Raw genomic sequence first — 22,495 nt, forward strand, 5'->3', positions numbered from 1 at the left:
ACGCTGTCGCCGCCGTCGGAGCTTGAGACGCTGTCGTCACCGCTATCGCCCGACAGGGTCTCGTCGTCGAATTCGTTCCAGTCGTTGCCGATCACGGTATCTTCGACGCCGTCACCGAAGAGCGTGTCGTTGCCAGCTTCGCCGCTGAGCGTATCGTCGCCCGCGCCGCCGATCAGCAGATCGTCGTCGCTACCGCCGACAAGACTGTCGTTTCCGCTACCGCCCTCAAGCGTATCGTTGCCCGCATCGCCGGACAGGCTGTCATCGCCGCTGCCGCCATCCAGACTATCGTCGCCAGAGCCGCCTTCGGCAACGTCGTCGCCGCTGCCGCCGACCAATGTGTCGTCTCCGGCGCCAGCCGTCAGCGTGTCGTTATCCGCACCGCCATCAAGACTGTCGTTACCGTCGCCGCCGCCGAGCGTATCCTCGCCGTCACCGCCGAGAACCGTGTCGTCACCAGCGCCGCCGGTTACCGTGTCGTTGCCCGTACCGCCATCGACCAGATCGTTTCCGTCGCCACCATCAAGGGTGTCGTCGCCATCTCCGCCAAGCACGGTGTCGTTACCCGCGCCGCCAAAGGCAATGTCGTTATCGGCGCCGCCATCAACGCTGTCATTACCGTCACCGCCGTTGAGCGTATCCTGACCTGTATTGCCGAGAACCGTGTCGTCGCCCGCGCCGCCATCAAGGCTGTCGTCGCCCGCGCCGCCTTCGACCAGATCGTTTCCGTCGCCGCCATCGAGCGTATCGTCGCCCGCGCCGCCAAGCACAGTGTCTTCGCCGGAACCACCCTCGGCGCTGTCATTGCCTTCGCCGCCGAGCACAGTGTCGTCACCGCTGCCGCCGTCGAGCACATCGTCGCCCGAACCGCCAACGACAAGATCGTCGTCCGCACCGCCGTCCAGCGTGTCGTCACCAGCGCCACCGCTGACCGTATCCGCACCATCGCCGCCTTCGAGAACGTCATTTCCGGCGCCGCCGTCGATCGTGTCGTCGCCGGCATCGGCGTCTACGCTGTCATTGCCGTCACCGCCGTCGAGGCTGTCGTCGCCGAGACCGCCAAGCAGCGTATCGTTGCCGCCCTCGCCATCCATGGTGTCGTTGCCGTCCCCACCGATGAGGAAATCGTCGCCGTCACCGCCGGAAATATCGTCGCTGCCGGCACCGCCATTCAGCGTATCGTCATCGGCCGTTCCGGAGAGAGTATCGTCAAGGGAGTCCGTGCTGAATTTTAGCTCGGTGTTGCCGCCGTTCTGGATGACCTGGGCGCCAAGGAATTCGCCATTGACGGTGAAGGTCACATTCGGCGAACCGTCGCCATCTGTATCGATCTCAACGGTGGTCTGGCCGTTTTCGGGCGTGAGCGTAACCGCGCTTTCAGAGAATAACGTATCGTCGAAGCGCAGAACGTCCTGATCGTCATAATCGGCGATCAGATCGCCGTTGAAAGAGTCGGGCGTGCCCGAGAAAGTGTCCGCGCCGGAACCGCCGACAAGCGTATCGCTGCCTGCGCCGCCATCCAGCAGATCGTCGCCGGAACCACCGACAAGGGAATCGCTGCCGTCGCCGCCAAGCAGCACGTCGTTTCCGCCTGCGCCCGACAGCGTGTCGTCACCGTCGCCGCCCTCGAACCGGTCCGCATAGGCGCTGCCATTGACCTGATCGTCGCCAGCGCCCGCATTGAAACCGAGGCCGATGAAATCCGCATCGATGACATCGTTGCCACTGGTGATGGAGCCGAACACATCCATCAGCTGGTCGTCGGTGATGGTCACGCCATCGTCGGTAAACTCGAACCCTTCGACGCGGCGGAAATCCTCGGTCCAGCGCTGGATCTGAACGAGATCGTCGTAATCGTCCAGGCTGGCCGCACCGGGCTGCCAGATGGAAACATTCAGCGTCGAGCCATCGAGCGAGAAGGTGGTGTTCTGAAGAATATCGTCGCCGACGATCTGCAGGCTGTCGGCCTCTCCGCCGTCTCTGTCGTAGGCCGAGTAAACTGCGCCGAGCGGGGACTGGCCCGTGAAAACATACTCGTCGAGGATCGTGTCGCGGCCTTCTCCAGCCCGGTAGACGTAGCTGTCGTTACCGCCGCCGCCGCGCAACTCGTCGTCGCCCGCGCCGCCGGAGAGAGTGTCGCTCGCGGCCGCTTCGTTGATCGTGCCGCGCTGGCCGGCGCTGCCGCGAATGGTGTCGTTGCCGTCATTGCCCATAAGGACATCTTCACCGGCGCCACCGTCGATAAAGTCGTCTCCTCCGCCGCCGCTGATCGTGTCCTTGCCGGTCCCGCCGTAGATCGAGTCCGCGCCGTCGCCGCCGTCGCCCAGATTGCTGCCGTTGCCGAGGCGGATGGTGTCGTCGCCATCGCCACCGGAAAGCGTGTCGTTACCTCCCGCAGCAGAGAGGTAATCATCCCCGCCGGCGCCGTCCATCTTGGTGTTGTTGGTACCGCTCCATGTCAGCGCATCGTCTCCGGCACTGCCGGAAATGTTCTGCAGGATATCGGTGACATCCATCTGGCTGCCGTCACCGAATTCAAATGTCTCGATGCGGTTCAGCGAGTCACGCCAGTCGATGATGGTTATCTGGTCGTCCAAATCGAGGATGTCGGACACACCGTCTCGGATGCCGACGATCAGATCGTCGCCGACCAGATCGATCCAGATGTCGCTTGCGGTAATACCGTCCTCGAACGAGAGAACGTCATTGCCGGCAAACTGGTCGCGGGTAAAGAGGACGACTTGCCCGCCTGGGGCCATTTGAGTGTTGATATATTCGTCGTGAATCTGGTCCTGGCCGTCACCGACACCATAGCGGTAGACATCGTCGCCGCCGCCGCCGCGCAGGGTATCAGCACCGGCACCGCCACTCAGGGTGTCGTTCCCTGTTTCCTCGTTGACATTGCCGCGCTCGCCGCCGGAGCCGCGGAGCAGGTCGTCTCCGTCCCCACCGTCGATATTGTCGTCGCCGTCACCGCCGTCGATGGTGTCGTCACCAGAGCCGCCGGCGAGTGTATCGTCGCCATCTTCGCCAAAGAGGAGGTCGCCCCCCTCGCCGCCGAAAACGGCGTCACTGCCAGTGCCGGCATTCACGGTGTCGGAGCCGACTCCGCCATCGATTAAATCAGACCCGGAACCCGAGCTGACCGAGTCGTCACCGTCTCCGGACGAGATTGTGATTTCCTCGCTGGTGTTCCAGTCGATTGTGTCGTCGCCGTTGGAGCCGGAGATGTTTTCCAGAATGTCGGCCGACGTCCAGATTGTTCCGTCGTCGAATTCGAACTGTTCGATCCGGGTATCCGTGTCGGCCCAGCCCTGGATCACCACCAGATCATCGGAATCGAACAGATCGATGCCCGGCTGTTTAATGGCGACGTAAAGATCGCCGCCGCTTACCGTGATCCAGAGATCGTCGGCTGATAGTCCCGAGCCGAAGCGCAGCGTGTCGAAACCGCCATCCACTTGCTTGACCGGCTGCAGGCCGCCAAGCGGGTTCTTCGGATAGATGTGATATTCGTCGAGGATCTCGTCCCGGCCGCCGCCAATCCGGAACTCGTAAACGTCGTTACCACCGCCGCCGCGCAGCGAGTCATCGCCAGCACCGCCGTCCAGCGTATCGTCATAGGCCAGCTCATTGACCGAGGATTCCGCGCCGGCGCTACCGAGCAGAACATCATCACCGAGGCCGCCGATGAGCGAGTCCGCTCCGGCGCCACCGTCAATTGTGTCCGCACCCGCACCGCCGTTGATGGTGTCCGCAGCTGCGGTACCATTCAACCTGTCGTTTCCGTTCGTTCCGTTCAGCTCAGCCATTTAATCTCTCGCGGAGAGCAGATGTTGGGTGTCGGTTCCACCGAACCGCAATTTATCGCATGAAAAGATGAAAAAATTACGAACAGCGTCGTAGTCGAGTGCGCATTCTGCATACATTTTTGTGTCTCATTCTGCGACATTAATGCTTGTATCACAATATTCTAGGGATACGCTGCTAACTGTGAAGAAAAACTGCATAAAAAGCCATCTAATTCTTTTCGATATATCGAATCAGAGGTTTGCTTGATGCGGAAAGCGGCATTTGGGATAACACATCCGCGCCGTCGTCGAGAATTGGGTGGCGCGGACTGATCCTGCCTATATGCCGCGTACTTTATCCGGCTGGAATGGGCGTAATCTGCAGAGCCGGAGTTCGAGACAGCATGGACCTGACCGCCTATTTCGACAGCGAGTTGAGCGAGCATCTGAAAGTGGCCGAAGCAGTTCGGGCAAGCCTGGCAGGTCCGTTCGCATCCCTGACCGAGAGCTGTGTTTCTTCGCTCCGGGGAGGGGGCAAGATCCTGTTCTTCGGAAATGGCGGCAGCGCATCCGATGCCCAGCATCTCGCGACCGAACTTACAATCCGATACATCAAGGATCGCCCGGCTATCGCAGCCATCGCTCTGACCACCGACGGGTCGGCGCTGACTGCGGCGGGCAACGATCTCGGGTTTGACAAACTCTTCTCCAGGCAAATCGAGGCGCTTGGCCGACCGGGTGACGTCGCCATTGGCATCTCGACTTCCGGGCGCTCGCCGAATGTCATCGAGGGGCTCAGGATGGCGCGGGAAAAGGGGCTTGTTGCTGCCGGCCTCGCAGGGCGGACTGGTGGAGACATGGTCGGCCTCGCGGACCCTCTGATTATGGTGCCGCACGACGCGGCGGCGAGAATCCAGGAAATGCACATCACCATCGGTCAGGCGCTTTGCGGCGCTATTGAAATCCAGCTTGGCCTCGTGGAGGCATAAATGACGCACGATTCCGACCTCTCCGCCAAAGTCGAGTCCCTCTCCGGGGTTCGCCTTCTCTGTGTCGGCGATGCCATGCTTGACCGGTTTGTCTACGGGGCGGTCGACCGGATCTCGCCGGAAGCACCGGTCCCGGTTCTGCGGATCGAGCGCGAGACAGCGATGCTTGGCGGTGCCGGGAACGTGGTCCGCAATCTGGTCGCGCTTGGCGCAGAGGCCTGTTTCATTTCCGTGATCGGGCGCGACGCGGCTGGACGGGAGCTGACCGGTCTGGTGGCGGAAGAGCCGGGCGTTGAAAGTCACCTGCTGACGGTTCCTGGACGTGAGACGACGATCAAGACCCGGTATGTCGCCGGCGCGCAGCAATTGCTGCGCGCGGATCAGGAGAATGTGCATGCGATTGATGCCGGTCTCGAGGAAGACCTGATCTCCCGGGCCGTTGCCGATCTCGAAGACTCTTCTGCGCTTGTGCTGTCGGACTATGGCAAGGGGCTGCTGACGGATTCCATTCTGGGAGCGCTGATTTCGGCGGCTCGGAACAAGGGCCGCCCGATCATTGTTGATCCGAAAGGCACGGACTACACGCGTTATCGCGGCGCAACGGCCATCACGCCTAACAGGCGCGAGCTGTCCGAAGCGAGCGGTATGCCAGCCGGATCGACCGATGAAATCGTGGCGGCCGCGCGGCACATCATCGAGACCGCGGGGATCGGAGCTGTGCTCGTTACCCGGAGCCAGGACGGCATGACCTATGTGTCCGGCAACCCGGATGATGAGCCGCTGCATTTCGACGCGGTGGCGCGGGAAGTCTTCGATGTTTCGGGCGCTGGCGATACGGTTGTTGCGGTGCTCGCGGCATCCCTTGGCCGCGGAATTCCCGTTGCCGAGGGGATCGAGCTGGCGAATGCGGCTGCCGGGATTGTGGTTGGCAAGATGGGTACCGCAGTGGCCTATGCCTCTGAACTGGCGGCCGCATTCCGGGCTCACGATCTGCTGCAGGGCGAGGTCAAGGTCGCGTCGCCCGATATGATTGCCAAGCGGGCGGAAGAGTGGCGCAAGCAGGGCCTCAAGGTGGGCTTTACGAATGGCTGTTTCGACCTGCTGCATCCGGGGCACGTTTCCCTGATGCGCCAGGCCAAGGCCGCGTGTGATCGGCTGATCGTGGGCCTGAACAGCGATGCCTCGGTATCACGTCTTAAAGGCCCAGCCCGCCCGGTGCAGTCGGAGGCCGCGCGCGCGTCGGTATTGGCGTCTCTCGCGTCGGTGGATGGGATCGCGATTTTCAGCGAGGATACGCCGCAGGAACTGATCGAGATGATCCGTCCCGACGTGCTGGTGAAAGGCGCCGACTATACGGTCGAGACCGTGGTCGGAGCCGATTTCGTTCAATCCTATGGCGGAAAAGTCGTGCTGGCCGGGCTCGAGGACGGCCACAGCACCACGGCGACCATCGCCCGGATGAACGAGGGCCGGTAATCCGGTTGTATCCTGATCGGCCCCGTTGCGTTCCTGCCCTATCGGGGCAAGAATACCGAACCTGATTGCACTCCCCCGTTCCGCCCGGAACCAAATCGGGGAGGCCTAAAAGAATTCTAGAGGGAGATCTCCGATGGCATACGGTCTGGACGAATTCTGTCGCGAAAGCCATGACGCTCTGGCGCGCGACAACAGTCCCGCAGGCCGGGAAGCAGTCCGCAAGAACCTCGAAAAGCTGCTAATGAACCAGGCTTTTGTCGAGGACGTTTGCGGCAAGGACGCACCGATCGGCGTGACGGAGCTTTACCGTGATGATGAGCTCGAATTTGTCGTTCTGGCCCATGTGAATGACAAACCGCATGCCTCGCCACCGCACGACCACGGTACCTCTTGGGCAATCTACGGTCAGGCCAAGGAATACACCGACATGAGCGAGTTCAGCCGGGCCGATGGCGGCGACGGCGATGGCGACGTGAAGATCGAGCATGTAAAGACCTACAGGCTCGCGCCGGGTCAGGCCGGTCTTTACGATGTGCGGGCCATTCACGCGATCGATTATCCGGCCCAGGCCTGCTTTGTGCGGGTGACAGGGCGGCCGCTGGAGAACGAGCCGCGGCTGCGTTATGACATGGAAACTGGTAAAGCCATGTTCATCGCTAACCGCTCCGCGAGCTGACCGCGTTCGCAAGCAAGTTACCAAGATCCCGGGCCGCGCCCGCCGTTTCGACAACGGACGGGCGGGCGGCCCGGATACGGGAGACAATGTCCGCCCGCATCGTCGGGTTGTTGGCGATCTCCGTTGCCCTCGCCGCATAGTCCGCGCGCCCTGAAGCGATGCAATCCTCGATGCCCATTGTCCGGTAAAGCCCCATGGTCATGCGCCCACGCATGTAGCCGCTTGGCCAGGTGATAGCAGGCGTTCCCGCTGCAAACCCTCCGAGCGTGGTGTTGCTGCCGCCGAAATGGATCGGGTCCAACATGACCTCTGCAGCGCCTAGCAGCCGCATATAGTCGGCCTTTGGAAGGAACGGCACAAACCGCACCCGTTCCATGTCAGCCCCCAGGACGGGAGCGAGCCGGGCCTTCACCCGTTCTGTCCATGCGATGTTCGCGCCCCCGATCAAGCCGATCATGCCGCACGGGTCTGCTTTCAGAATCTCGCCGAGCCAGAGGTCGAACTCCGGATGCAACTTGAAGAGATTTTGCGGACAGAGATAAAGCGGCCGATTGTCCGGCAGGCCGAAATCGGATTTCGCGCCGGCCGGCGGCGCGGGCTCGTCCCGGTAATTCATCGGAATGCTCGGGCTGCGCACCAGACGCTCCGAATAATGCGCTTCCGCACCCTCTGGCTCAAAATAGTCCGGAGAGAGATAGGCGTCCACGGTGCTGATGCCGGTGGTTACGGGATGGCCCCAGGTGACCCATTGCACCGGTGCCAGTCGTGTGTGGGCGAGGAAGTACGTGAAGGGCTCCATACCGATATCGGTATAGAGCAGCGCATCGAGACGGCAGGCCGCCGCGATCTCCGCCGCTTGAGCGATATTCGCCGGCAGTTCCACCACCTCATCGAACCGGGAGGCAATCTCCGCTGCCGCCGCATCCCGAAGGCCGGGCGGGCGCAGCAAGGTGAGCGTGAAGCGCTCCCGGTCGATCCCGGTCACCAGATTGCCGAACACGGCGCCGATCGTGTGCCCGGCAAGATGCGTTGAACAGATTCCAAGGCGAATCCTGCGGGTTGCGGGCGGCGGGCCGTCGTCTGCATGCGGGGCGGTGAAGTTAAGCATCGGGCAGGCATGCCGGTAGAATTTGCTGATACCGACCGCCAGATCCCGGTCGTTGCGACCGTGATAGACGAGATAGAAATTGGCGGCGCCAATCTGGTTGAGCGGGTCCGTAAGCTGGATGCGCCGGGCTTCCGGAGAGTTGAGGAATGCGGCTATCTTCTCGCGCGCGGCATCTATCTGCGGCACATCCCGGGGAATAACCGGCAGGGCGAAGGCTCTTCGGACTGTGAAGGCAGGCACCGAGGGAAAACGCTTCGCCGCATCAAGGTAGGTGTCGAGCGCGGTCTCGTAGTTTCCGGCGCTTAGCTGGGCGCTTGCAAGGTTTCGCAGGATCTCCGGATTGTCCGGGGCGGCAGCGAAGGCATAGCGGTAGAGTGTGATGGCGTGCGAGCTGTCTTTCTTCGCCCAGAGCACGATGCCGAGGTCGTTCAGCAGATCCGGGAGAGCCGGGGCAAGGACGAGGGCGCGTTTGAAATCCCGGGCGGCCTCCGCCGGGCGATTCAGCGCGCGGTACGCCTGGGCACGGTTCGCGAAGGGAATGTGACCGGAGGCCTGAAGAGCGATGGCGCGGTCATAGTGACAAAGGGCACCTTCATTGCGATTCTGCTCCTGTAGGCCGAGCGCAAGATTATAGGCGGATGCAGAATCGCCGGGTTCGAGGAGTATCGCTTTGTGGAGCGCCAGAGTGGCGCCGGACGGATCTCCCGCCTGCTTTTTGGCGGATGCGCATGCGTTCCAGAACGCAGCATGGCCGGAGAGGCTGGCGCACCCGGCGGCCAGCGCCGACACGGCGGCCTCGGCAGCCCCGCTGTCGATCATGGCAAAGCCGAGATTGAGCCGGAAATCGTGCCGCCCGGGCGCTGCGGCAAGGGCGCGCCTGATGCAGGGAACGGCGGGCGCAGGATGGCCGGTCTGGAGCATCGCGGTTCCCAGAAGGTGCCAGCTGTCTGCTTCGCTGGGCAATGCGCAGAGCGCACGACGATATCCGGATATGGCCTCGGCGATTCGGCCGGCCTGATGCAGGCTGTGTGCAGCGATCAGCATTTCGCGAATCTGCACGCCTTGTCTCCTTTCCCACCATGAGCCCCCAACCGGGGCCAAACCACTTGAATCGCTTATCATGCCGATCTGCCAATGGCGATTCCCGATGACAGGCGGACTGTGCATGGTAGGTTTCCCGGCAGGGAGTGAAACATGCAAGAAGAGCTTACTTTTCCGCCGATATACCGGCCCCATCGCCACGATGCGGAGGCCGATATTCTGGCGCTGGCCGTCGAGGCGGCGAAAAACGGTGCTGATCCGGCGAACCTGTACTGGACCGATAGTGCGGATGTGATGTCCTGCGCCATCGTGCTGGCACCGGATAAACCGCTTTCCGAAAGCCTCGCGGCGGTTCATGTGGCGATGGTCGCGCTCGGCGATTGCCTTGGCGCACAGGTCCCGCCGCAGGTCGAGGTCATGTTTGGCTGGCCGGATCGGCTGATCGTGAATGGCGGTCTGGCCGGAGGGGTTCGTCTCACGGTGGATCCGTCCGCGTGGGAAAATCTGGCTGACGATCCCGTGCCGGACTGGGCTGTGCTCAGCATCGAGGTTGCGATGACGCCGCGCGCAGATGCTCCGGAGCCAGGCATGATGCTGCAGCGGACGACATTGTTCGACGAGGGATGCGGCGAGCTGACCACGGGCGGCTTGCTTGAGAGTTTCTCGCGGCATTTCCTGCTCTGGACGAACCGCTATGTCTCGGACGGCTTCCGCCCTATTGCCGACAACTGGTTGCCGCGTGCCGCAAAGCGTAGCGAGACGGTGGATCTCAGGTTCGGCGGCGGCCAGTGGAAAGGCACCTTGCTTGGCCTCGATGAAAATGGCGGACTGGTTCTCGGCGAGACGAAAACGCCGCTGGTGGCGTTGACCGATGTGCTGCGCAAGCCAACTTGGTCCCTCGATTGAAGCAGGCGGGTAAATGACAGTTTTGGATGCACCACGGGATTTCTGGATCAGCTCCGGCCACGCGCTGCTCGACCGGACGGCGGACGGCCGCCTGGCGGTTACAGACGATTTCCTGCGCGCGATCTTCGCCCGGCCCGAAGTGGCACCGGTCGAAGAATCCTGTGCGACGGAGCGCAGCCTCCATGCGGCCCTTCTGCAGGATCCGCGCAGGCCGGTCAGTGAAATGGAGCTGTCGGCGTTCGGCGATAAGGATGGACGGGAGAATTATGAGATCGTGCTCGGTTTCCGCAATGCCCTGCTGGCGGCGGACAGTCTCGAAGCCTTCTATCTCTCGACCTTTCTGTCCGGCGACGTCTCCATCCCGCCGCTGTTCCTCGACCAGATTGCCCATGTCGTCGCCCGCAACATGCTGGAGGGGGTGAGTGACCCGATCCGCGCACGTGCCGCCGAGCTGCTGTTCCGTAGCCAGCGGGTGACGTTGCAGGAAGGCACCGTGATGTGCGCCGACGAGGAGATCGTCGACATGCATGCGGCTGGGCAGGGTCAAAGTTCGCTTGAGCGCCTGATCGCGGAGAACGACACCCTGTTGCGCTCTGTCGAGCTGGATGTGCTGACCGAGGAAAACGCGGCGATCTATTGGGATCGGAGCGACCGGTTCGACACTGTGCTTGATTTGACCTTTACCCGCCCCGGTCTGGACGCGCTGTGCCGGGTCCTGGAAAGCTGGGCCGCCCATTTTCTTGGCGTCGAGGTCTCCGTGGCTCCGGTGCGCAGCATCAAGGACGAGCGCTGGGTCTGGCATGTCGGTCTCGATGCGACCTCGACCGGCATCCTGAACGCGCTCTACAAGGGTGAAGAGGTGGACGAGGAGACTCTGGTCAACCTGATCGCGCTGTTCCGGCTCGATTTCAAGCAACCGGAAGCCATGCGCGCAGATATCGCTGGGCGTCCGGTCTATCTCGGATTGGCGCAGGACGCGAAAGGCGTGCTGCGGATGAAGCCGCAAAACCTGTTGGTCAATTTACCGCTGGCCGCGCCGGCGTAAGGGAGAAAAGACATGAACGAAGACATCTTCAACATGAGTGTCCGCAAGTTTCTGAAGAAGGTCGGCGTGACCAGTCAACGCGAGATCGAGACAGCGATCCGCGCGGCGGTGGAGAGCGGCGCTTTGAAACCCGGCGCTGCAGCGGATGCCAAGGTTGTGCTGTCGATCCCGGCGGCGGGTCTTGAAGTGACCATCGACGGCGCGATCGAGACCGAGTAACGGCCGTGGCCTCCGAACCTTTTATCGACAGCAGGCAGGCCCGTCTGGTTGCGGGTCTTGTTTTGATCCTGTCGGTGGCATCACTCGCCTACATTCACCGCGATGATCTGACCGTGCTCACGGGCAGCGATGCTGAGCCGGCGGTGCCGGCCAACCCCGAACTGGCGTCCTGTCTTTCGGAGCGCTATGGCCCGGTTGACCGGATGCTGGCGGAGGGTGTGATCGACGATGCCAAACACACCCTCTTCAAGCAACGCGCCGCCGCCATGTGCCAGGATCGGTTCGGCGGCTGACGCGTCTACAGGTCCGGGTGGTCAGTGGATGCTGTCGTCCTCGTCGGGGACATTTCCGGCCTGATAATCCTCTGTCGTGCGGACCATCGGGCGGGCGCCGCCTGCCATCGGATTACCTTCCTCGAACTGGTCGACGACGCGGCAATCCTCGCACATCTGCAGGCGCCGGGCGGCTTCCGGCGTCGCGAACATCGAGTGCTTCTCCGCCAGCGTTTTGACGATCCGGTCGATGGTGCTTTTCGCGGCGAAGGGCTTGTCGCAACGTACACAATGGAACGGCTCCTCTTCCTTCATCACAACTGGCGACTTGGCTGATGTCAGGAAGTTGATCTGCGGCTCCAGCGTGATGGCGCTTTCCGGGCAGGTGTTCCGGCAAAGCCCGCATTGCACGCAGCTGCTTTCAACGAAGGAGAGCTGTGGCGCTTCCGGGTTGTCGAGCAGGGCGCTGGCCGGGCAGGCGCTGACGCAGGCAAGGCAGAGCGTGCAGGCCTCAACATCCACATTCACCCGGCCATACGGTGCGCCGGGTGGAAGGGCGATCGTGTCGACCGGGGTCGGTGCCGCAAGGCGGAGCTGGGCGAGGGCCGTATCCATGATTTCCCGCTTGCCGCCGAGGGGCAGAAAGAAACGCGGGGCAACGCCCTTGGACCGTTCCATTGACCAGAGCCTGGCTTCGACCACGTCCGGATTGGCCTCGACCAGCAGTTCGACCCGGCCACTCTCGAAGCCGAGCCCGGTCAGGACCGTCTCGGCAAGTCCGATCTGGCCCGCCAGCCCACCGATCTCCTCCTGCTTGCGCGGGTGTGCGTGCAGCACCACCCGGCCGACGCCGAATGCAAAGGCGGCGGCCAGGAAATCAAGACCGATCTGGGTCACCTGGGTGACGGCAAACGGGATCACATGGGCGGGCAAGCCGCGCCCGAACCTGGCCGACATGTCGATTATCGGGGCACCGTCAGTGGCATCGTGGACGAAGAGGGCGGCATCGCGCCCGCCGGCATCCGCATAGGCCTGCATCAGCAGGGACAGGCGCTCGACCAGGGTTGTGGTTGGTGGGAAGGCGTAATGTGCTGCGCCGGTCGGACAGACTGAATTACAGGCACCGCAACCACCGCAAATATGTGCATCGAAGGCGACAACATCGCCGTCTGAACTGATGGCGCCGGCCGGACAGACATCGATGCAGCGTGAACAGCCGGTCTTGCGGCTGCGGGAATGGGCGCAGAGATCGGCTTTGAAATCCACATAACGCGGTTTCGCGAATTCGCCGACCATGTCCGAAAGCTCGAACAAGGCCTTCTGCACCGCGACCGGATCGCCCGGATCGGGGCGGAAATAACCGTCGCGCTTGTCGTGGCCGGTGAAAAGCGGGGTCTCTCCGGTCAGGTCGAGAATGAGGTCGCATTTCGAGACAGCGCCGTTCTGCGGCCGCTCGAAGGAAAAGGCGTCGCGGCTCGCCGGATTGGCCGGCGCGTAATCGTCGACACCGATTTCGAAGGCGCCGAGATGCCCGGCGGTCCGGATAATCCGGCCATGAAACACCGGCACATCCATGACGGAAGGCGGCACGATGCCGTCGCTTTCTTTCAGCAGCAGGGTGACGTCGAGCCGCTCCGAGAGTTGCCGCGCCGCGTCGAGAGCGGACTGATCCTTACCATAGACCAGGCAGATCCCGTCGGAAGAGAGCGATACCTGCGTTGTCGGCGTTCCCGCGACCGAGGCCTCCGCGATGAGTGCGGCGATCTTCGGTCCGGCATCCTTGGCCTCGTCGGACCAACCGGCCCTCTCGCGGATATTGACGAAGCTTAACGCGCTCTCATCCAGTCCGCTTTCCTGCCCGATTTCGCTGAACAGTGGCGCTTCCTGGGTACAGCAGACGGTCAGCGGGGTGCCCGCTGCTGCCGCATCGCGAAAATTTCCAAGTTGGGATCGGCACAGGGCTGAATGGATGAAGGGCGCCGCATCGCCTTGCATAACTGCGCGCGCGACGGACTCCAGGGGCATGGTCTGATTGCAATTGCAGACCAGCAGCCGCCCGCTTTCGGTGGCCATATTTCTCTCTCCCGTGCGCTTTATATGTTTCAGTCTTTTCAGCGCGCACTTTTGATACACATATTTGCAATACGGCGCGGCCGGGGCAATGGCGCCGTCTGGAGAATCCAAGGAGTGGAAATGGAACGCAGCCGGACCATACCGGTTGGAGTGGTGCTCGAGCGCCGGAAAATCGACAATCCCTGGCAGGATCATCGCTGGAACGCGGTCTCCGTAATCGTCGGGGCGCCGGACGTCAGTGAATGGACTTTGCTTGACCAAGGCGACGGGTTTGAGCGTTTTCATGCGGCGACGCTTCCGCTGACCCTGTACCGAAAAGAAACCGAATCCTACAAAGTGAACCTGTCGGGCCAGCCGTCGGTCTATGTCGTGCTACGGGGGGATGATGATCCGGACTCGCCGTACGAGGTTTATCCGTTCCTCGCTACGGCCTCGGCCTATGAGGCGCAGGATTATCTGGATTCAGGCGAGGAGACCGTCGAAAGCGTGCCGATGCCCGAGGGGCTGATCGCCTGGGTGCAGGATTTTTGTGACACGCACCACGAGGACGAGGTGTTCATCAAGCGCAAGCGCAGCGACCACCGCCATGAGCAGGAAAAGTTCGCCCGCCAGCCGAGGGTCGACGATAGCGGGCGGCATGCAACCGGGAGGCGCCGCCTTGACTGACACGCAGGACGAGGGCGGCGGAAACTTTCTGGCCCGCTGGTCGCAACGCAAGGACTCGGCCCGGATCGCTGAAACGGCGACGCCTCGCGAGAAGCGCGGCGGCGCGGCGCCGGTTCTCCCCGATGAAGCGCCGGACGATCAGCTCCCGGCTCTGGTCAATGGAGACGAGCGCCCTCTGACCGAGGAAGAGCAGGAGGTGATCGACGGCCTGCCGGACATCGCAACGCTTGATGCGGAGAGCGATTTCACACCCTTCATGGAGAGCAAGGTTCCCGAGTTCCTGCGCCGCCGTGCCTTGCAGGCTCTATGGCGTACCAATCCGGTGCTGGCGAATGTCGATGGTCTGGTCGATTACGGTGGGGATTTTACCGATTCCGCCATGGTGATCGAAGGCATGCAGACGGCCTATCGGGTCGGCAAGGGGTTCATGACCGACGAGGAACTCGCCGAGAAACCGGATGAGGAAGACGTCCAGGTTGAAGATACCCAGACCAAAGACGCCCAAGCCGAAGATGCTCAAACTGAAGATGCCGAAGTTGAAGATGGGTCGGAGGATGAAGAGGCACGGCGGCTGGCGGCGGCCGAACACTCCGAAACTGCGGAAAACAGCAGCTCCGTTCCAGGCTCCGGAGATGCCGTTCAGGGCGAGGATGAAGCTGAAGAGGTCGGTAACGGAGACCTCGAATAACCCGCGGCGTCGTTCGCAGTGTGGAAAACCTTTGCACCAGTGCGTGTGTTCATATGGACTTATCGACTGGGCGCGCGTACTTTAATCATTCTAAAGAGCGGCACTAAGCCGTTGCAACGAAGCTTGCGATTCCTATCGGATTACGCGGGCACGTCAGGGAGAGTGGGTCGGTGACAGATACCGCCCGAAGTCTGGTGTCAGAAGAAGACGCCGTCAGAGCGCACTGGTACGGTCTGCTTGCGCATTTCCTTGCGCGTCCGCCGCATCAGGACGGTCTCGATATTGCCCGTAGTTTCGAAGGCGACGACACGCCGCTCGGCAAATCCGTCGCCGCTTTCGCGGCTGCTGCGCGTGCTGCGACGGTCGAGACCGCCGATGAAGAATTCCACAAGCTGTTCTACGGAGTGGGCCGCGGCGAGCTGGTGCCCCATGGCTCCTTCTATCTGACAGGTTTCCTCAACGAAAAGCCGCTGGCCGAACTGCGTGACGATCTTGCGCGGCTTGGTGTTGCGCGCGCCGATGATGTCAAAGAGCCCGAGGATCATATTGCGGCCATCTGCGATGTGATGGCCGGGATGATTCGCGGAGATTTCGGTCCGGCCTGCCACCTGGAGCGCCAGGTGGAGTTTTTCGACCGGCATGTGGCGCCGTGGGCCGTGAAATTTTTCGAAGATCTCGAAGGCGCCAAGGCGTCCGTCCTCTACATGCCGCTCGGCGCAATCGGGCGGCAGTTCATGGAGATCGAGATCGAGTCGTTTCGGATGCTCGAGTAGGGCGCCGGGAAGTGATTTCCCGCAGCCGGGCACGGGCCGGTGGCGGATCAACATATCGGACCCGTGCGGAGCAGAACGGAGTTGGTGATGGCGAAAGCAAAAAAGCCCGAATCCACACGCCGTGATTTCCTGAAATTGTCGGGCATCGGCGCTGCAGCCGGCGCTGCGGTGATTGCCGGGGCGCAGAAACCTGCCGAGGCCGCATCGCGGCCCGAAAAGGTCAGTGCCGGCTACAGGGAAACCGCGCATGTGAAGACGGCCTACGCTCTGTCGCGCTTCTAGGGGCAAGACGGGGAGGGTCCTCTCACTTGGGAGGCCCGGGGCGCCACATGCTGGGGCGCCTGCTGAAACATAAGCGGTCGATAAAGAGGCCGTAATGTTCGGGAGAACGATATGTTGATGAAGAAGACGAGCGGGCGATCTGGATCGCCCCGCATGTCGCGTGCAGTGACCGGCCAGGCCGGCAGCGCGATCGACCGGAGAACGTTCCTGCGACGCTCCGGAATTACAGTCGGTGGCCTTGCCGCCGCATCCGCTCTCGGCGGCGGCATGATCAAGAAAGCCGAAGCACAAGCCAATCCGCTGGCCGGTATCGAGAAGATCCGGTCGGTCTGTACTCACTGCTCCGTCGGTTGCACCGTCGAGGCGGAAGTGCGGAATGGCGTGTGGATCGGTCAGGAGCCGGGCTTCGACAGCCCCTTCAATCTCGGGGCTCATTGCGCCAAGGGCGCTGCGGTACGCGAGCACGCGCACGGTGAGCGCCGCCTGAAATATCCGATGAAGCTGGTCAACGGTAAGTACCAGAAGGTCAGCTGGGAACAGGCGATCAGCGATATCGGCGACCAGATGCTGAAGATCCGGGAAGAAAGTGGCCCGGATTCGGTGTACTGGCTCGGTTCCGCCAAACACAGCAACGAACAGGCCTACCTGTTCCGTAAATTCTACGCCTTCTGGGGCTCCAATAACGGAGACCATCAGGCGCGTATCTGTCACTCGACCACGGTCGCGGGTGTTGCAAACACCTGGGGCTACGGCGCGATGACGAACAGCTACAACGACATCCACAACAGTCGTGCCATCTTCGTGATCGGCGGGAACCCGGCGGAGGCCCACCCGGTCTCGCTGCTGCACCTGCTGCGCGCGAAGGAACAGAACAACGCACCGCTGATCGTCTGCGACCCGCGCTTCACGCGGACCGCGGCGCACGCGTCCGAATATGTCCGGTTCCGTCCGGGCTCGGACGTCGGGCTGATCTGGGGCCTGCTCTGGCACATCTTCGAGAATGGCTGGGAAGACAAGGAATTCATCCGCCAGCGTGTCTGGGGCATGGAAGAGATCCGGGCCGAAGTGAAGAAGTGGACGCCGGAAGAGACCGAGCGGGTTACCGGGGTGCCGGGCTCGCAGATGCGCCGGGTTGCGCGGACGCTGGTCAATAACCGTCCGGGCACCGTGATCTGGTGCATGGGCGGCACCCAGCACACCAACGGCAACAACAACACTCGTGCCTACTGCATCCTGCAGCTCGCGCTCGGGAACATGGGCAAGGCCGGTGGCGGCACCAACATCTTCCGCGGCCACGACAACGTCCAGGGCGCGACCGATCTTGGCGTGCTGTCCCACACCCTGCCGGGCTATTACGGTCTCAGCACCGGTGCCTGGAAGCACTGGTCCCGGGTCTGGGATGTCGATTACGACTACATGCTCGGCCGGTTCGCCGACAAGAAGCTGATGGAATCCAGCGGCATTCCGGTGTCGCGCTGGATCGACGGCGTGCTTGAAGACAAAGCCAACATGGACCAGCCCAATAATGTCCGTGCCATGGTGCTTTGGGGCCACGCGCCGAACTCGCAGACCCGTATGGTCGAAATGAAGAAGGCGATGGAGAAACTCGATCTCCTCGTCGTCGTCGATCCATACCCGACTGTTTCGGCAGTTCTGCATGACCGCAAGGACGGGGTCTACCTGCTCCCGGCAGCCACGCAGTTCGAGACCTACGGCTCGGTGACGGCCTCCAACCGCTCCATCCAGTGGCGCGACAAGGTGGTGGAACCGCTCTTCGAATCGAAGACCGACCATGAGATCATGTATCTCTTCGCCGAGAAGTTCGGCATGGCCGATCAGATGTTCAAGAACATCAAGGTCAACGGCAAGGAGCCTTACGTCGAGGACATCACTGCCGAAATCAACAAGGGCATGTGGACCATCGGCTATACCGGCCAGACGCCGGAACGGCTGCGCAAGCACATGGCCAACCAGCACACCTTCGACAAGACCTCTCTTCAGGCGAAGGGCGGTCCGTGCGATGGCGATTACTACGGCATGCCGTGGCCGTGCTGGGGTACTCCGGAGATGAACCATCCGGGCACGCCGATCCTCTACGATCCGTCGAAACCGGTTTCCGAGGGGGGACTTACCTTCCGCGCCCGGTTCGGTGTCGAACGGAACGGCGAGAATCTGTTGGCGGTCGATTCCTATGGCGCCAATTCGGATCTGAAGGACGGATATCCGGAATTCACCATGGCCATGCTGAAAAAGCTTGGCTGGGACAAGGATCTGACCGACGAAGAGCGGAAGACGATCGAAGGCATTTCCGGCGACAAGACAAACTGGAAGACCGACCTTTCCGGCGGTATCCAGCGTGTTGCGATCGCTCACGAATGCTCACCGTTCGGCAACGCGAAGGCACGTGCCGTGGTCTGGACCTTCCCGGATCCGGTGCCGCTCCATCGTGAACCGCTCTACACCTCGCGGCGGGACCTCGTGGCGGATTACCCGACCTACGAGGACAGGAAAGCGTATCGTCTGCCGACGCTCTATGCGTCGATCCAGAAGAACGACTTCTCCAAGGACTTCCCGATCATCCTCACGTCCGGCCGTCTGGTCGAATATGAGGGCGGCGGTGAAGAAACCCGGTCCAACCCGTGGCTGGCCGAATTGCAGCAAGACATGTTCGTCGAGATCAACCCGCGTGATGCCAACAACTACGGCATCAGGGATGGTCAGATGGTCTGGCTGACCGGTCCGGAGAACGGCAAGGTCAAGGTCAAGGCGATGGTCACCGAACGGGTTGGCTCGGGCGTTGCCTTTATGCCGTTCCACTTCGGCGGGCATTTCCAGGGCAAGGATCTCCGGAGCAAGTATCCGGACGGTGCGGATCCCTATGTCCTCGGCGAATCGTCAAACACTGCGCAGACCTACGGCTACGATTCGGTCACGCAGATGCAGGAAACCAAAGCGACCCTGTGTCGTATTGAGCCTGCGTAAGGGAGCGAAACAATGGCACGTATGAAGTTCCTCTGTGACGCCGAGCGCTGCATCGAATGCAACGCCTGCGTCACGGCCTGCAAAAACGAGCATGAGGTTCCCTGGGGTGTAAACCGCCGACGCGTCGTCACGATCAATGACGGCAAGCCGGGTGAACGGTCCATCTCCGTGGCCTGCATGCACTGTTCCGACGCACCCTGCATGGCGGTGTGCCCGGTCGATTGCTTCTATCAGACCGACGAGGGTGTGGTTCTGCACTCCAAGGATCTGTGCATCGGCTGTGGCTATTGCCTCTATGCCTGTCCGTTCGGGGCGCCCCAATACCCGCAAGCCGGCAATTTCGGCAGCCGCGGCAAGATGGACAAGTGCACCTTCTGCGCTGGCGGTCCGGAAGACGACAACAGCAATGCCGAGTTCCAGAAGTACGGACGGAACCGGCTGGCCGAGGGCAAGCTCCCGCTTTGTGCGGAAATGTGCTCGACCAAGGCCCTGCTGGCTGGTGACGGAGACGTCGTGTCCGCGATCTATCGCGAGCGGACCGTGGCTCGGGGCTTTGGTTCCGGTGCCTGGGGCTGGGGTACAGCCTACGATCAGAAAACCGGCGGGTAACCGCTGGACCCCGGGGGCCGTTCTGCGGCCCCCGGCCCGGTCTTTGACCAAACACGTGCGTATCCGGCCCGATCCGCCTCACCGCATCTCAGGGCGCCGTGTCTGGGTTTCGGCCGGTCGTCCATGGATCGCGATTGCGAAAACGGACGCATTGTATCTTTCGAGGAGTCAAACGGACATGATTTCACTTCGTCCGAACTGGATTCGCGGCGCGGCACTCGCGGTGCTCGTCCTGGCGCTGCTGGGCGGCTGCCGGGAGACGGAGCAGGACCGTGTTCTGTTGTATAAAAAAGGCACTTATCTCGGTAAGGCGGACCAGCACTTGTCCGACGAAACCCTGTCGGAGATCCGCAATCGCGGTCGCCGACAAAGCTTCGACCTCTAGGCCCCGGGGGAGATCAGAACATGACATTCTCGGCTTTCACCAAATATCTCGCCGGCCTGGCAGTGGTCGTGACAATCATCGCAGGCCTCGGCTTGGCCTCCGGGACGGGTGTCGTCTCCGAGGCTTCGGCGCAACAGGCCGGATCCGTTCCAGGCAACGCGCTCGGAACTTCAAGCGATACCGATTTCTGGCGGGCCGTGCGTCAGGGCGAACAGGGAAGCGTTTCGATCCCGGATGCCCGCGCCGGTGTCCTGATTCAGTCCGAGGGCGACAACTGGCGGGCCTTCCGCAACGGACCGCTCTCGGTATTCGGTGCCTGGGCCCTGCTCGGCATGGTCATCCTGCTGTGCGTCTTCTTCATCCTGCGTGGCCGGATCAAGGTCGAGCATGGCCTCAGCGGCAAGCTGATCGAGCGCTTCAATACGGTTGAGCGCTTCGCCCACTGGCTGACCGCGACGAGTTTCGTGGTGTTGGCGCTGACCGGCCTCAACGTGCTCTATGGCCGTTATGCGCTGCTACCGCTGATTGGCGCTGATGCCTTTTCGGTTATCACCGTGGCCGGCAAGTACATGCATAACTACCTTGCCTTCCCCTTCATGGTCGGTGTTGTGATGATGTTCGTGCTCTGGGTCGGGCACAATATTCCGAACCGGACCGATCTTAACTGGATCGCAAAAGCTGGCGGTCTGTTCACCAAGGGCGTGCACCCGCCGGCGAAGAAGTTCAATGCCGGCCAGAAGCTGATTTTCTGGTCCGTCATCATCGGCGGCGTCTCGATCAGCGTCTCGGGCCTCGCGCTGCTGTTCCCGTTCGAGATCCAGATGTTCGGCAAGACCTTCGCCATCATCAACCTGTTCGGAACCTCGCTGCCGACAGAGCTGTCGGTCATGCAGGAAGTGCAATTGTCCCAGCTCTGGCATTCCATTGTCGGAATCGGCCTGATCATGGTCATCATCGCCCACATCTATATCGGCTCCATCGGTATGGAAGGTGCTTTCGATGCCATGGGCAGCGGTCAGGTGGACGAAAACTGGGCCAAAGAACACCACAGTCTCTGGGTCGAGGAAGTTAAGGCCCATCAAGCCTCGTCCGGCTCGGACTAGGCGCGGCGGCCGAGACCCATCGTGCGACGAGGGAACGGCAGCACTTTACGATCAGGGACAGGCGCGAGCCCTTGCCGGTTGGCGCCTGTTCTCCTCGCCTTGTTATGTGTTCTCCTGCCCCATGCGCCGGCGGACGCTGAACTGATCGGCCATGGCGGCCCTGTGCATGCCGTCGCCGTCTCCGACGATGGCGAAACAGCGCTGACCGCGGGCTTCGATTATTCCGTCATTCATTGGGATCTGGCTGCGGAGAACGCCCGCACCCTGATGTATGGCCATGACGCGGCTGTCAGCGACGTTGCCTTTATTCGGCAGACCGGGCGCGCGGTTTCCGGCGGCAATGATGGTGCTGTCTATCTCTGGCGGATCGGGGAGACGGAACCCTTGCGCGTCCTGCACCGGCATGACGGGAACGTGTCGGCGGTGGCTGTATCTCCGGATGGAAAACTGATCGCCTCCGCAGGGTTCGATGGCATGGTGCGGATCAGCCCGGTTGCCGGCGATGCCGCGCCGATGGTTCTGAAAGGCCATGCCGGACCGGTCAATGAAGTCTTGTTTACACGCGCCGGCGAACAGCTCCTGAGCGCGGGCTATGACGGCACGATACGCCTTTGGACTACCGCAACTCAGGCGGGGGAACTCTTTGCCGAAATCGGATTGCCGGTGAACCGGCTTTCCATTTCGCCGGACGGCAAGACGCTTGTGGTTGCCGGGACCGATGAGGCCGTGCGCCTGTTCGATACGGAAAGCCGCGCGGAACGGCGCTTCATGCTCGGGCATGAAGCACCGGTGCTTTCGATCGCGATTACGCCGGATGGCAAGCGTTTCGCGACCGGTGGGGCGCGGGGGCAGATCGTCTTCTGGTCGCTTGCGGACGGACGGCCGCTGAAGACCCTCCGGGGGCATAAGGGGCCGGTCTGGTCGGTTATTTTCACACCCGGCGGCAGCCAGCTTCTTTCCGCCGGGCGCGATGGACGGGTGATCCGCTGGGATCTTGAAACCGGCTCGCAGATAGGAGCCCGGCATTCGGAGGACGATACGCCTTACGTGCCGCCGGGCGACGCACTGGCGGCGCGCGGCGCGAAATTGTTCGGAACCTGCGCTGTCTGTCACACCCTGACGCCGGATGGCGGTCACCGGGCCGGCCCGACGCTTTACGGCGTGTTCGACCGCCGGGTCGGCACGGTCGCCGGATACCCCTATTCGAAAGCACTGCGCGAGAGCGATATCATCTGGAATGAGGACACCATCGGCGCGCTCTTCGAGAAGGGGCCGCAGCACGTGGTTCCGGGTACCAAGATGCCATTGCAGCGGCTTCGCAGTTCCGAAGACCGGCGCGCGTTGCTGCACTTTTTACGTCAGGCATTGGCCTTTGCTGAACGCCAAGCTGAACAAAACAAGGGAGAATGAA

The 22,495-nt window shown here is 62.1% G+C and carries 19 protein-coding genes; 16 read left to right on the plus strand and 3 right to left on the minus strand.

Translation table 11 applies throughout. The features are described from left to right. Window positions 1-3,812 (minus strand): calcium-binding protein (locus K328_RS26880; RefSeq protein WP_036555247.1); only part of this gene is annotated, 3,812 nt, incomplete at its 3' end. A gap of 383 nt (window positions 3,813-4,195) precedes the next feature. Between K328_RS26880 and K328_RS0119875 the strand changes: the two genes are divergently transcribed. The 3 genes from K328_RS0119875 (at window position 4,196) to K328_RS26110 (ending at window position 6,932) form a co-directional block, all read left to right on the plus strand. After that, a complete protein-coding gene (locus tag K328_RS0119875; protein WP_028467464.1) occupies window positions 4,196-4,780 on the plus strand; it encodes a D-sedoheptulose 7-phosphate isomerase in 585 nt (194 codons plus the stop codon). Further along, window positions 4,781-6,256 (plus strand): D-glycero-beta-D-manno-heptose-7-phosphate kinase, encoded by a 1,476-nt coding sequence (gene rfaE1, locus K328_RS0119880; protein ID WP_028467465.1) that lies wholly within the window; start codon window positions 4,781-4,783, stop codon window positions 6,254-6,256. A 133-nt stretch (window positions 6,257-6,389) separates the two neighbouring features. Then, the gene (locus K328_RS26110) at window positions 6,390-6,932 is read left to right on the plus strand and encodes a cupin domain-containing protein (RefSeq protein WP_051285242.1); all 543 of its coding nucleotides are present in this window, start codon (window positions 6,390-6,392) and stop codon (window positions 6,930-6,932) included. Here K328_RS26110 and K328_RS0119890 read toward each other — a convergent pair. After that, window positions 6,913-9,276 carry a tetratricopeptide repeat protein gene (locus K328_RS0119890; protein WP_084608441.1) on the minus strand — a complete coding sequence of 788 codons (2,364 nt, stop codon included), beginning with the start codon at window positions 9,274-9,276 and terminating at the stop codon, window positions 6,913-6,915. The two genes, K328_RS26110 and K328_RS0119890, sit on opposite strands and share 20 nt — an antisense overlap. Between K328_RS0119890 and K328_RS25100 the strand changes: the two genes are divergently transcribed. From K328_RS25100 to K328_RS0119910, 4 genes are read left to right on the plus strand one after another with little or no spacing between them, the layout of a single operon-like run. Beyond that, window positions 9,235-9,987, plus strand: coding sequence for a biotin/lipoate--protein ligase family protein (locus K328_RS25100; RefSeq protein ID WP_051285244.1), 753 nt, complete (start codon window positions 9,235-9,237; stop codon window positions 9,985-9,987). The genes K328_RS0119890 and K328_RS25100 overlap by 42 nt on opposite strands. A gap of 13 nt (window positions 9,988-10,000) precedes the next feature. Continuing rightward, window positions 10,001-11,032 carry a DUF6352 family protein gene (locus tag K328_RS0119900; protein WP_028467467.1) on the plus strand — a complete coding sequence of 344 codons (1,032 nt, stop codon included), beginning with the start codon at window positions 10,001-10,003 and terminating at the stop codon, window positions 11,030-11,032. A gap of 12 nt (window positions 11,033-11,044) precedes the next feature. Next, window positions 11,045-11,251 carry a DUF6494 family protein gene (locus tag K328_RS0119905; RefSeq protein ID WP_028467468.1) on the plus strand — a complete coding sequence of 69 codons (207 nt, stop codon included), beginning with the start codon at window positions 11,045-11,047 and terminating at the stop codon, window positions 11,249-11,251. A 5-nt stretch (window positions 11,252-11,256) separates the two neighbouring features. Further along, window positions 11,257-11,544, plus strand: coding sequence for a hypothetical protein (locus tag K328_RS0119910; protein WP_028467469.1), 288 nt, complete (start codon window positions 11,257-11,259; stop codon window positions 11,542-11,544). Between the two features lie 21 nt (window positions 11,545-11,565). Here K328_RS0119910 and K328_RS25105 read toward each other — a convergent pair whose 3' ends face one another. Beyond that, complete coding sequence (locus tag K328_RS25105; RefSeq protein ID WP_036555249.1) at window positions 11,566-13,596, minus strand: 4Fe-4S binding protein; 2,031 nt, start codon at window positions 13,594-13,596, stop codon at window positions 11,566-11,568. A 120-nt stretch (window positions 13,597-13,716) separates the two neighbouring features. Between K328_RS25105 and K328_RS25110 the strand changes: the two genes are divergently transcribed. The 9 genes from K328_RS25110 (at window position 13,717) to K328_RS0119960 (ending at window position 22,494) form a co-directional block, all read left to right on the plus strand. After that, window positions 13,717-14,262: a DUF3305 domain-containing protein gene (locus K328_RS25110; RefSeq protein ID WP_036555251.1), complete on the plus strand. Its 546-nt coding sequence runs from the start codon at window positions 13,717-13,719 to the stop codon at window positions 14,260-14,262. Continuing rightward, window positions 14,255-14,950: a DUF3306 domain-containing protein gene (locus K328_RS26115; RefSeq protein WP_051285246.1), complete on the plus strand. Its 696-nt coding sequence runs from the start codon at window positions 14,255-14,257 to the stop codon at window positions 14,948-14,950. Before K328_RS25110 ends, K328_RS26115 begins: the two co-directional genes overlap by 8 nt. A 170-nt stretch (window positions 14,951-15,120) precedes the next feature. Beyond that, window positions 15,121-15,723, plus strand: coding sequence for a TorD/DmsD family molecular chaperone (locus K328_RS0119930; protein WP_028467470.1), 603 nt, complete (start codon window positions 15,121-15,123; stop codon window positions 15,721-15,723). Between the two features lie 87 nt (window positions 15,724-15,810). Further along, window positions 15,811-16,005 (plus strand): twin-arginine translocation signal domain-containing protein, encoded by a 195-nt coding sequence (locus K328_RS0119935; RefSeq protein WP_028467471.1) that lies wholly within the window; start codon window positions 15,811-15,813, stop codon window positions 16,003-16,005. A 111-nt stretch (window positions 16,006-16,116) separates the two neighbouring features. Continuing rightward, the gene (locus tag K328_RS0119940; protein WP_028467472.1) at window positions 16,117-18,987 is read left to right on the plus strand and encodes a formate dehydrogenase subunit alpha; all 2,871 of its coding nucleotides are present in this window, start codon (window positions 16,117-16,119) and stop codon (window positions 18,985-18,987) included. Between the two features lie 12 nt (window positions 18,988-18,999). Then, window positions 19,000-19,596, plus strand: coding sequence for a formate dehydrogenase FDH3 subunit beta (fdh3B, locus tag K328_RS0119945; protein ID WP_028467473.1), 597 nt, complete (start codon window positions 19,000-19,002; stop codon window positions 19,594-19,596). Window positions 19,597-19,774: 178 nt separating this feature from the next. After that, the gene (locus K328_RS0119950; protein ID WP_028467474.1) at window positions 19,775-19,981 is read left to right on the plus strand and encodes a hypothetical protein; all 207 of its coding nucleotides are present in this window, start codon (window positions 19,775-19,777) and stop codon (window positions 19,979-19,981) included. Window positions 19,982-20,001: 20 nt separating this feature from the next. After that, complete coding sequence (locus tag K328_RS0119955) at window positions 20,002-21,084, plus strand: formate dehydrogenase subunit gamma (protein WP_028467475.1); 1,083 nt, start codon at window positions 20,002-20,004, stop codon at window positions 21,082-21,084. Between the two features lie 78 nt (window positions 21,085-21,162). After that, a complete protein-coding gene (locus K328_RS0119960; protein ID WP_028467476.1) occupies window positions 21,163-22,494 on the plus strand; it encodes a c-type cytochrome in 1,332 nt (443 codons plus the stop codon). Window position 22,495 lies beyond the last annotated feature (1 nt).

Origin of the sequence: Nisaea denitrificans DSM 18348 (assembly GCF_000426505.1) — a bacterium.
In the GTDB taxonomy this organism is placed as follows: domain Bacteria; phylum Pseudomonadota; class Alphaproteobacteria; order Thalassobaculales; family Thalassobaculaceae; genus Nisaea; species Nisaea denitrificans.

Excerpts from the sequence above, each read along its gene's own strand:
- K328_RS0119875 (WP_028467464.1), top strand. The coding sequence starts at position 4,196 with ATGGACCTGACCGCCTATTTCGACAGCGAGTTGAGCGAGCATCTGAAA.
- rfaE1 (WP_028467465.1), top strand. The coding sequence starts at position 4,781 with ATGACGCACGATTCCGACCTCTCCGCCAAAGTCGAGTCCCTCTCCGGG.
- K328_RS26110 (WP_051285242.1), top strand. The coding sequence starts at position 6,390 with ATGGCATACGGTCTGGACGAATTCTGTCGCGAAAGCCATGACGCTCTG.
- K328_RS25100 (WP_051285244.1), top strand. The coding sequence starts at position 9,235 with ATGCAAGAAGAGCTTACTTTTCCGCCGATATACCGGCCCCATCGCCAC.
- K328_RS0119890 (WP_084608441.1), bottom strand. The coding sequence starts at position 9,276 with ATGGGGCCGGTATATCGGCGGAAAAGTAAGCTCTTCTTGCATGTTTCA.
- K328_RS0119900 (WP_028467467.1), top strand. The coding sequence starts at position 10,001 with ATGACAGTTTTGGATGCACCACGGGATTTCTGGATCAGCTCCGGCCAC.
- K328_RS0119905 (WP_028467468.1), top strand. The coding sequence starts at position 11,045 with ATGAACGAAGACATCTTCAACATGAGTGTCCGCAAGTTTCTGAAGAAG.
- K328_RS25105 (WP_036555249.1), bottom strand. The coding sequence starts at position 13,596 with ATGGCCACCGAAAGCGGGCGGCTGCTGGTCTGCAATTGCAATCAGACC.
- K328_RS25110 (WP_036555251.1), top strand. The coding sequence starts at position 13,717 with ATGGAACGCAGCCGGACCATACCGGTTGGAGTGGTGCTCGAGCGCCGG.
- K328_RS0119935 (WP_028467471.1), top strand. The coding sequence starts at position 15,811 with ATGGCGAAAGCAAAAAAGCCCGAATCCACACGCCGTGATTTCCTGAAA.
- K328_RS0119940 (WP_028467472.1), top strand. The coding sequence starts at position 16,117 with ATGTTGATGAAGAAGACGAGCGGGCGATCTGGATCGCCCCGCATGTCG.
- fdh3B (WP_028467473.1), top strand. The coding sequence starts at position 19,000 with ATGGCACGTATGAAGTTCCTCTGTGACGCCGAGCGCTGCATCGAATGC.
- K328_RS0119950 (WP_028467474.1), top strand. The coding sequence starts at position 19,775 with ATGATTTCACTTCGTCCGAACTGGATTCGCGGCGCGGCACTCGCGGTG.
- K328_RS0119955 (WP_028467475.1), top strand. The coding sequence starts at position 20,002 with ATGACATTCTCGGCTTTCACCAAATATCTCGCCGGCCTGGCAGTGGTC.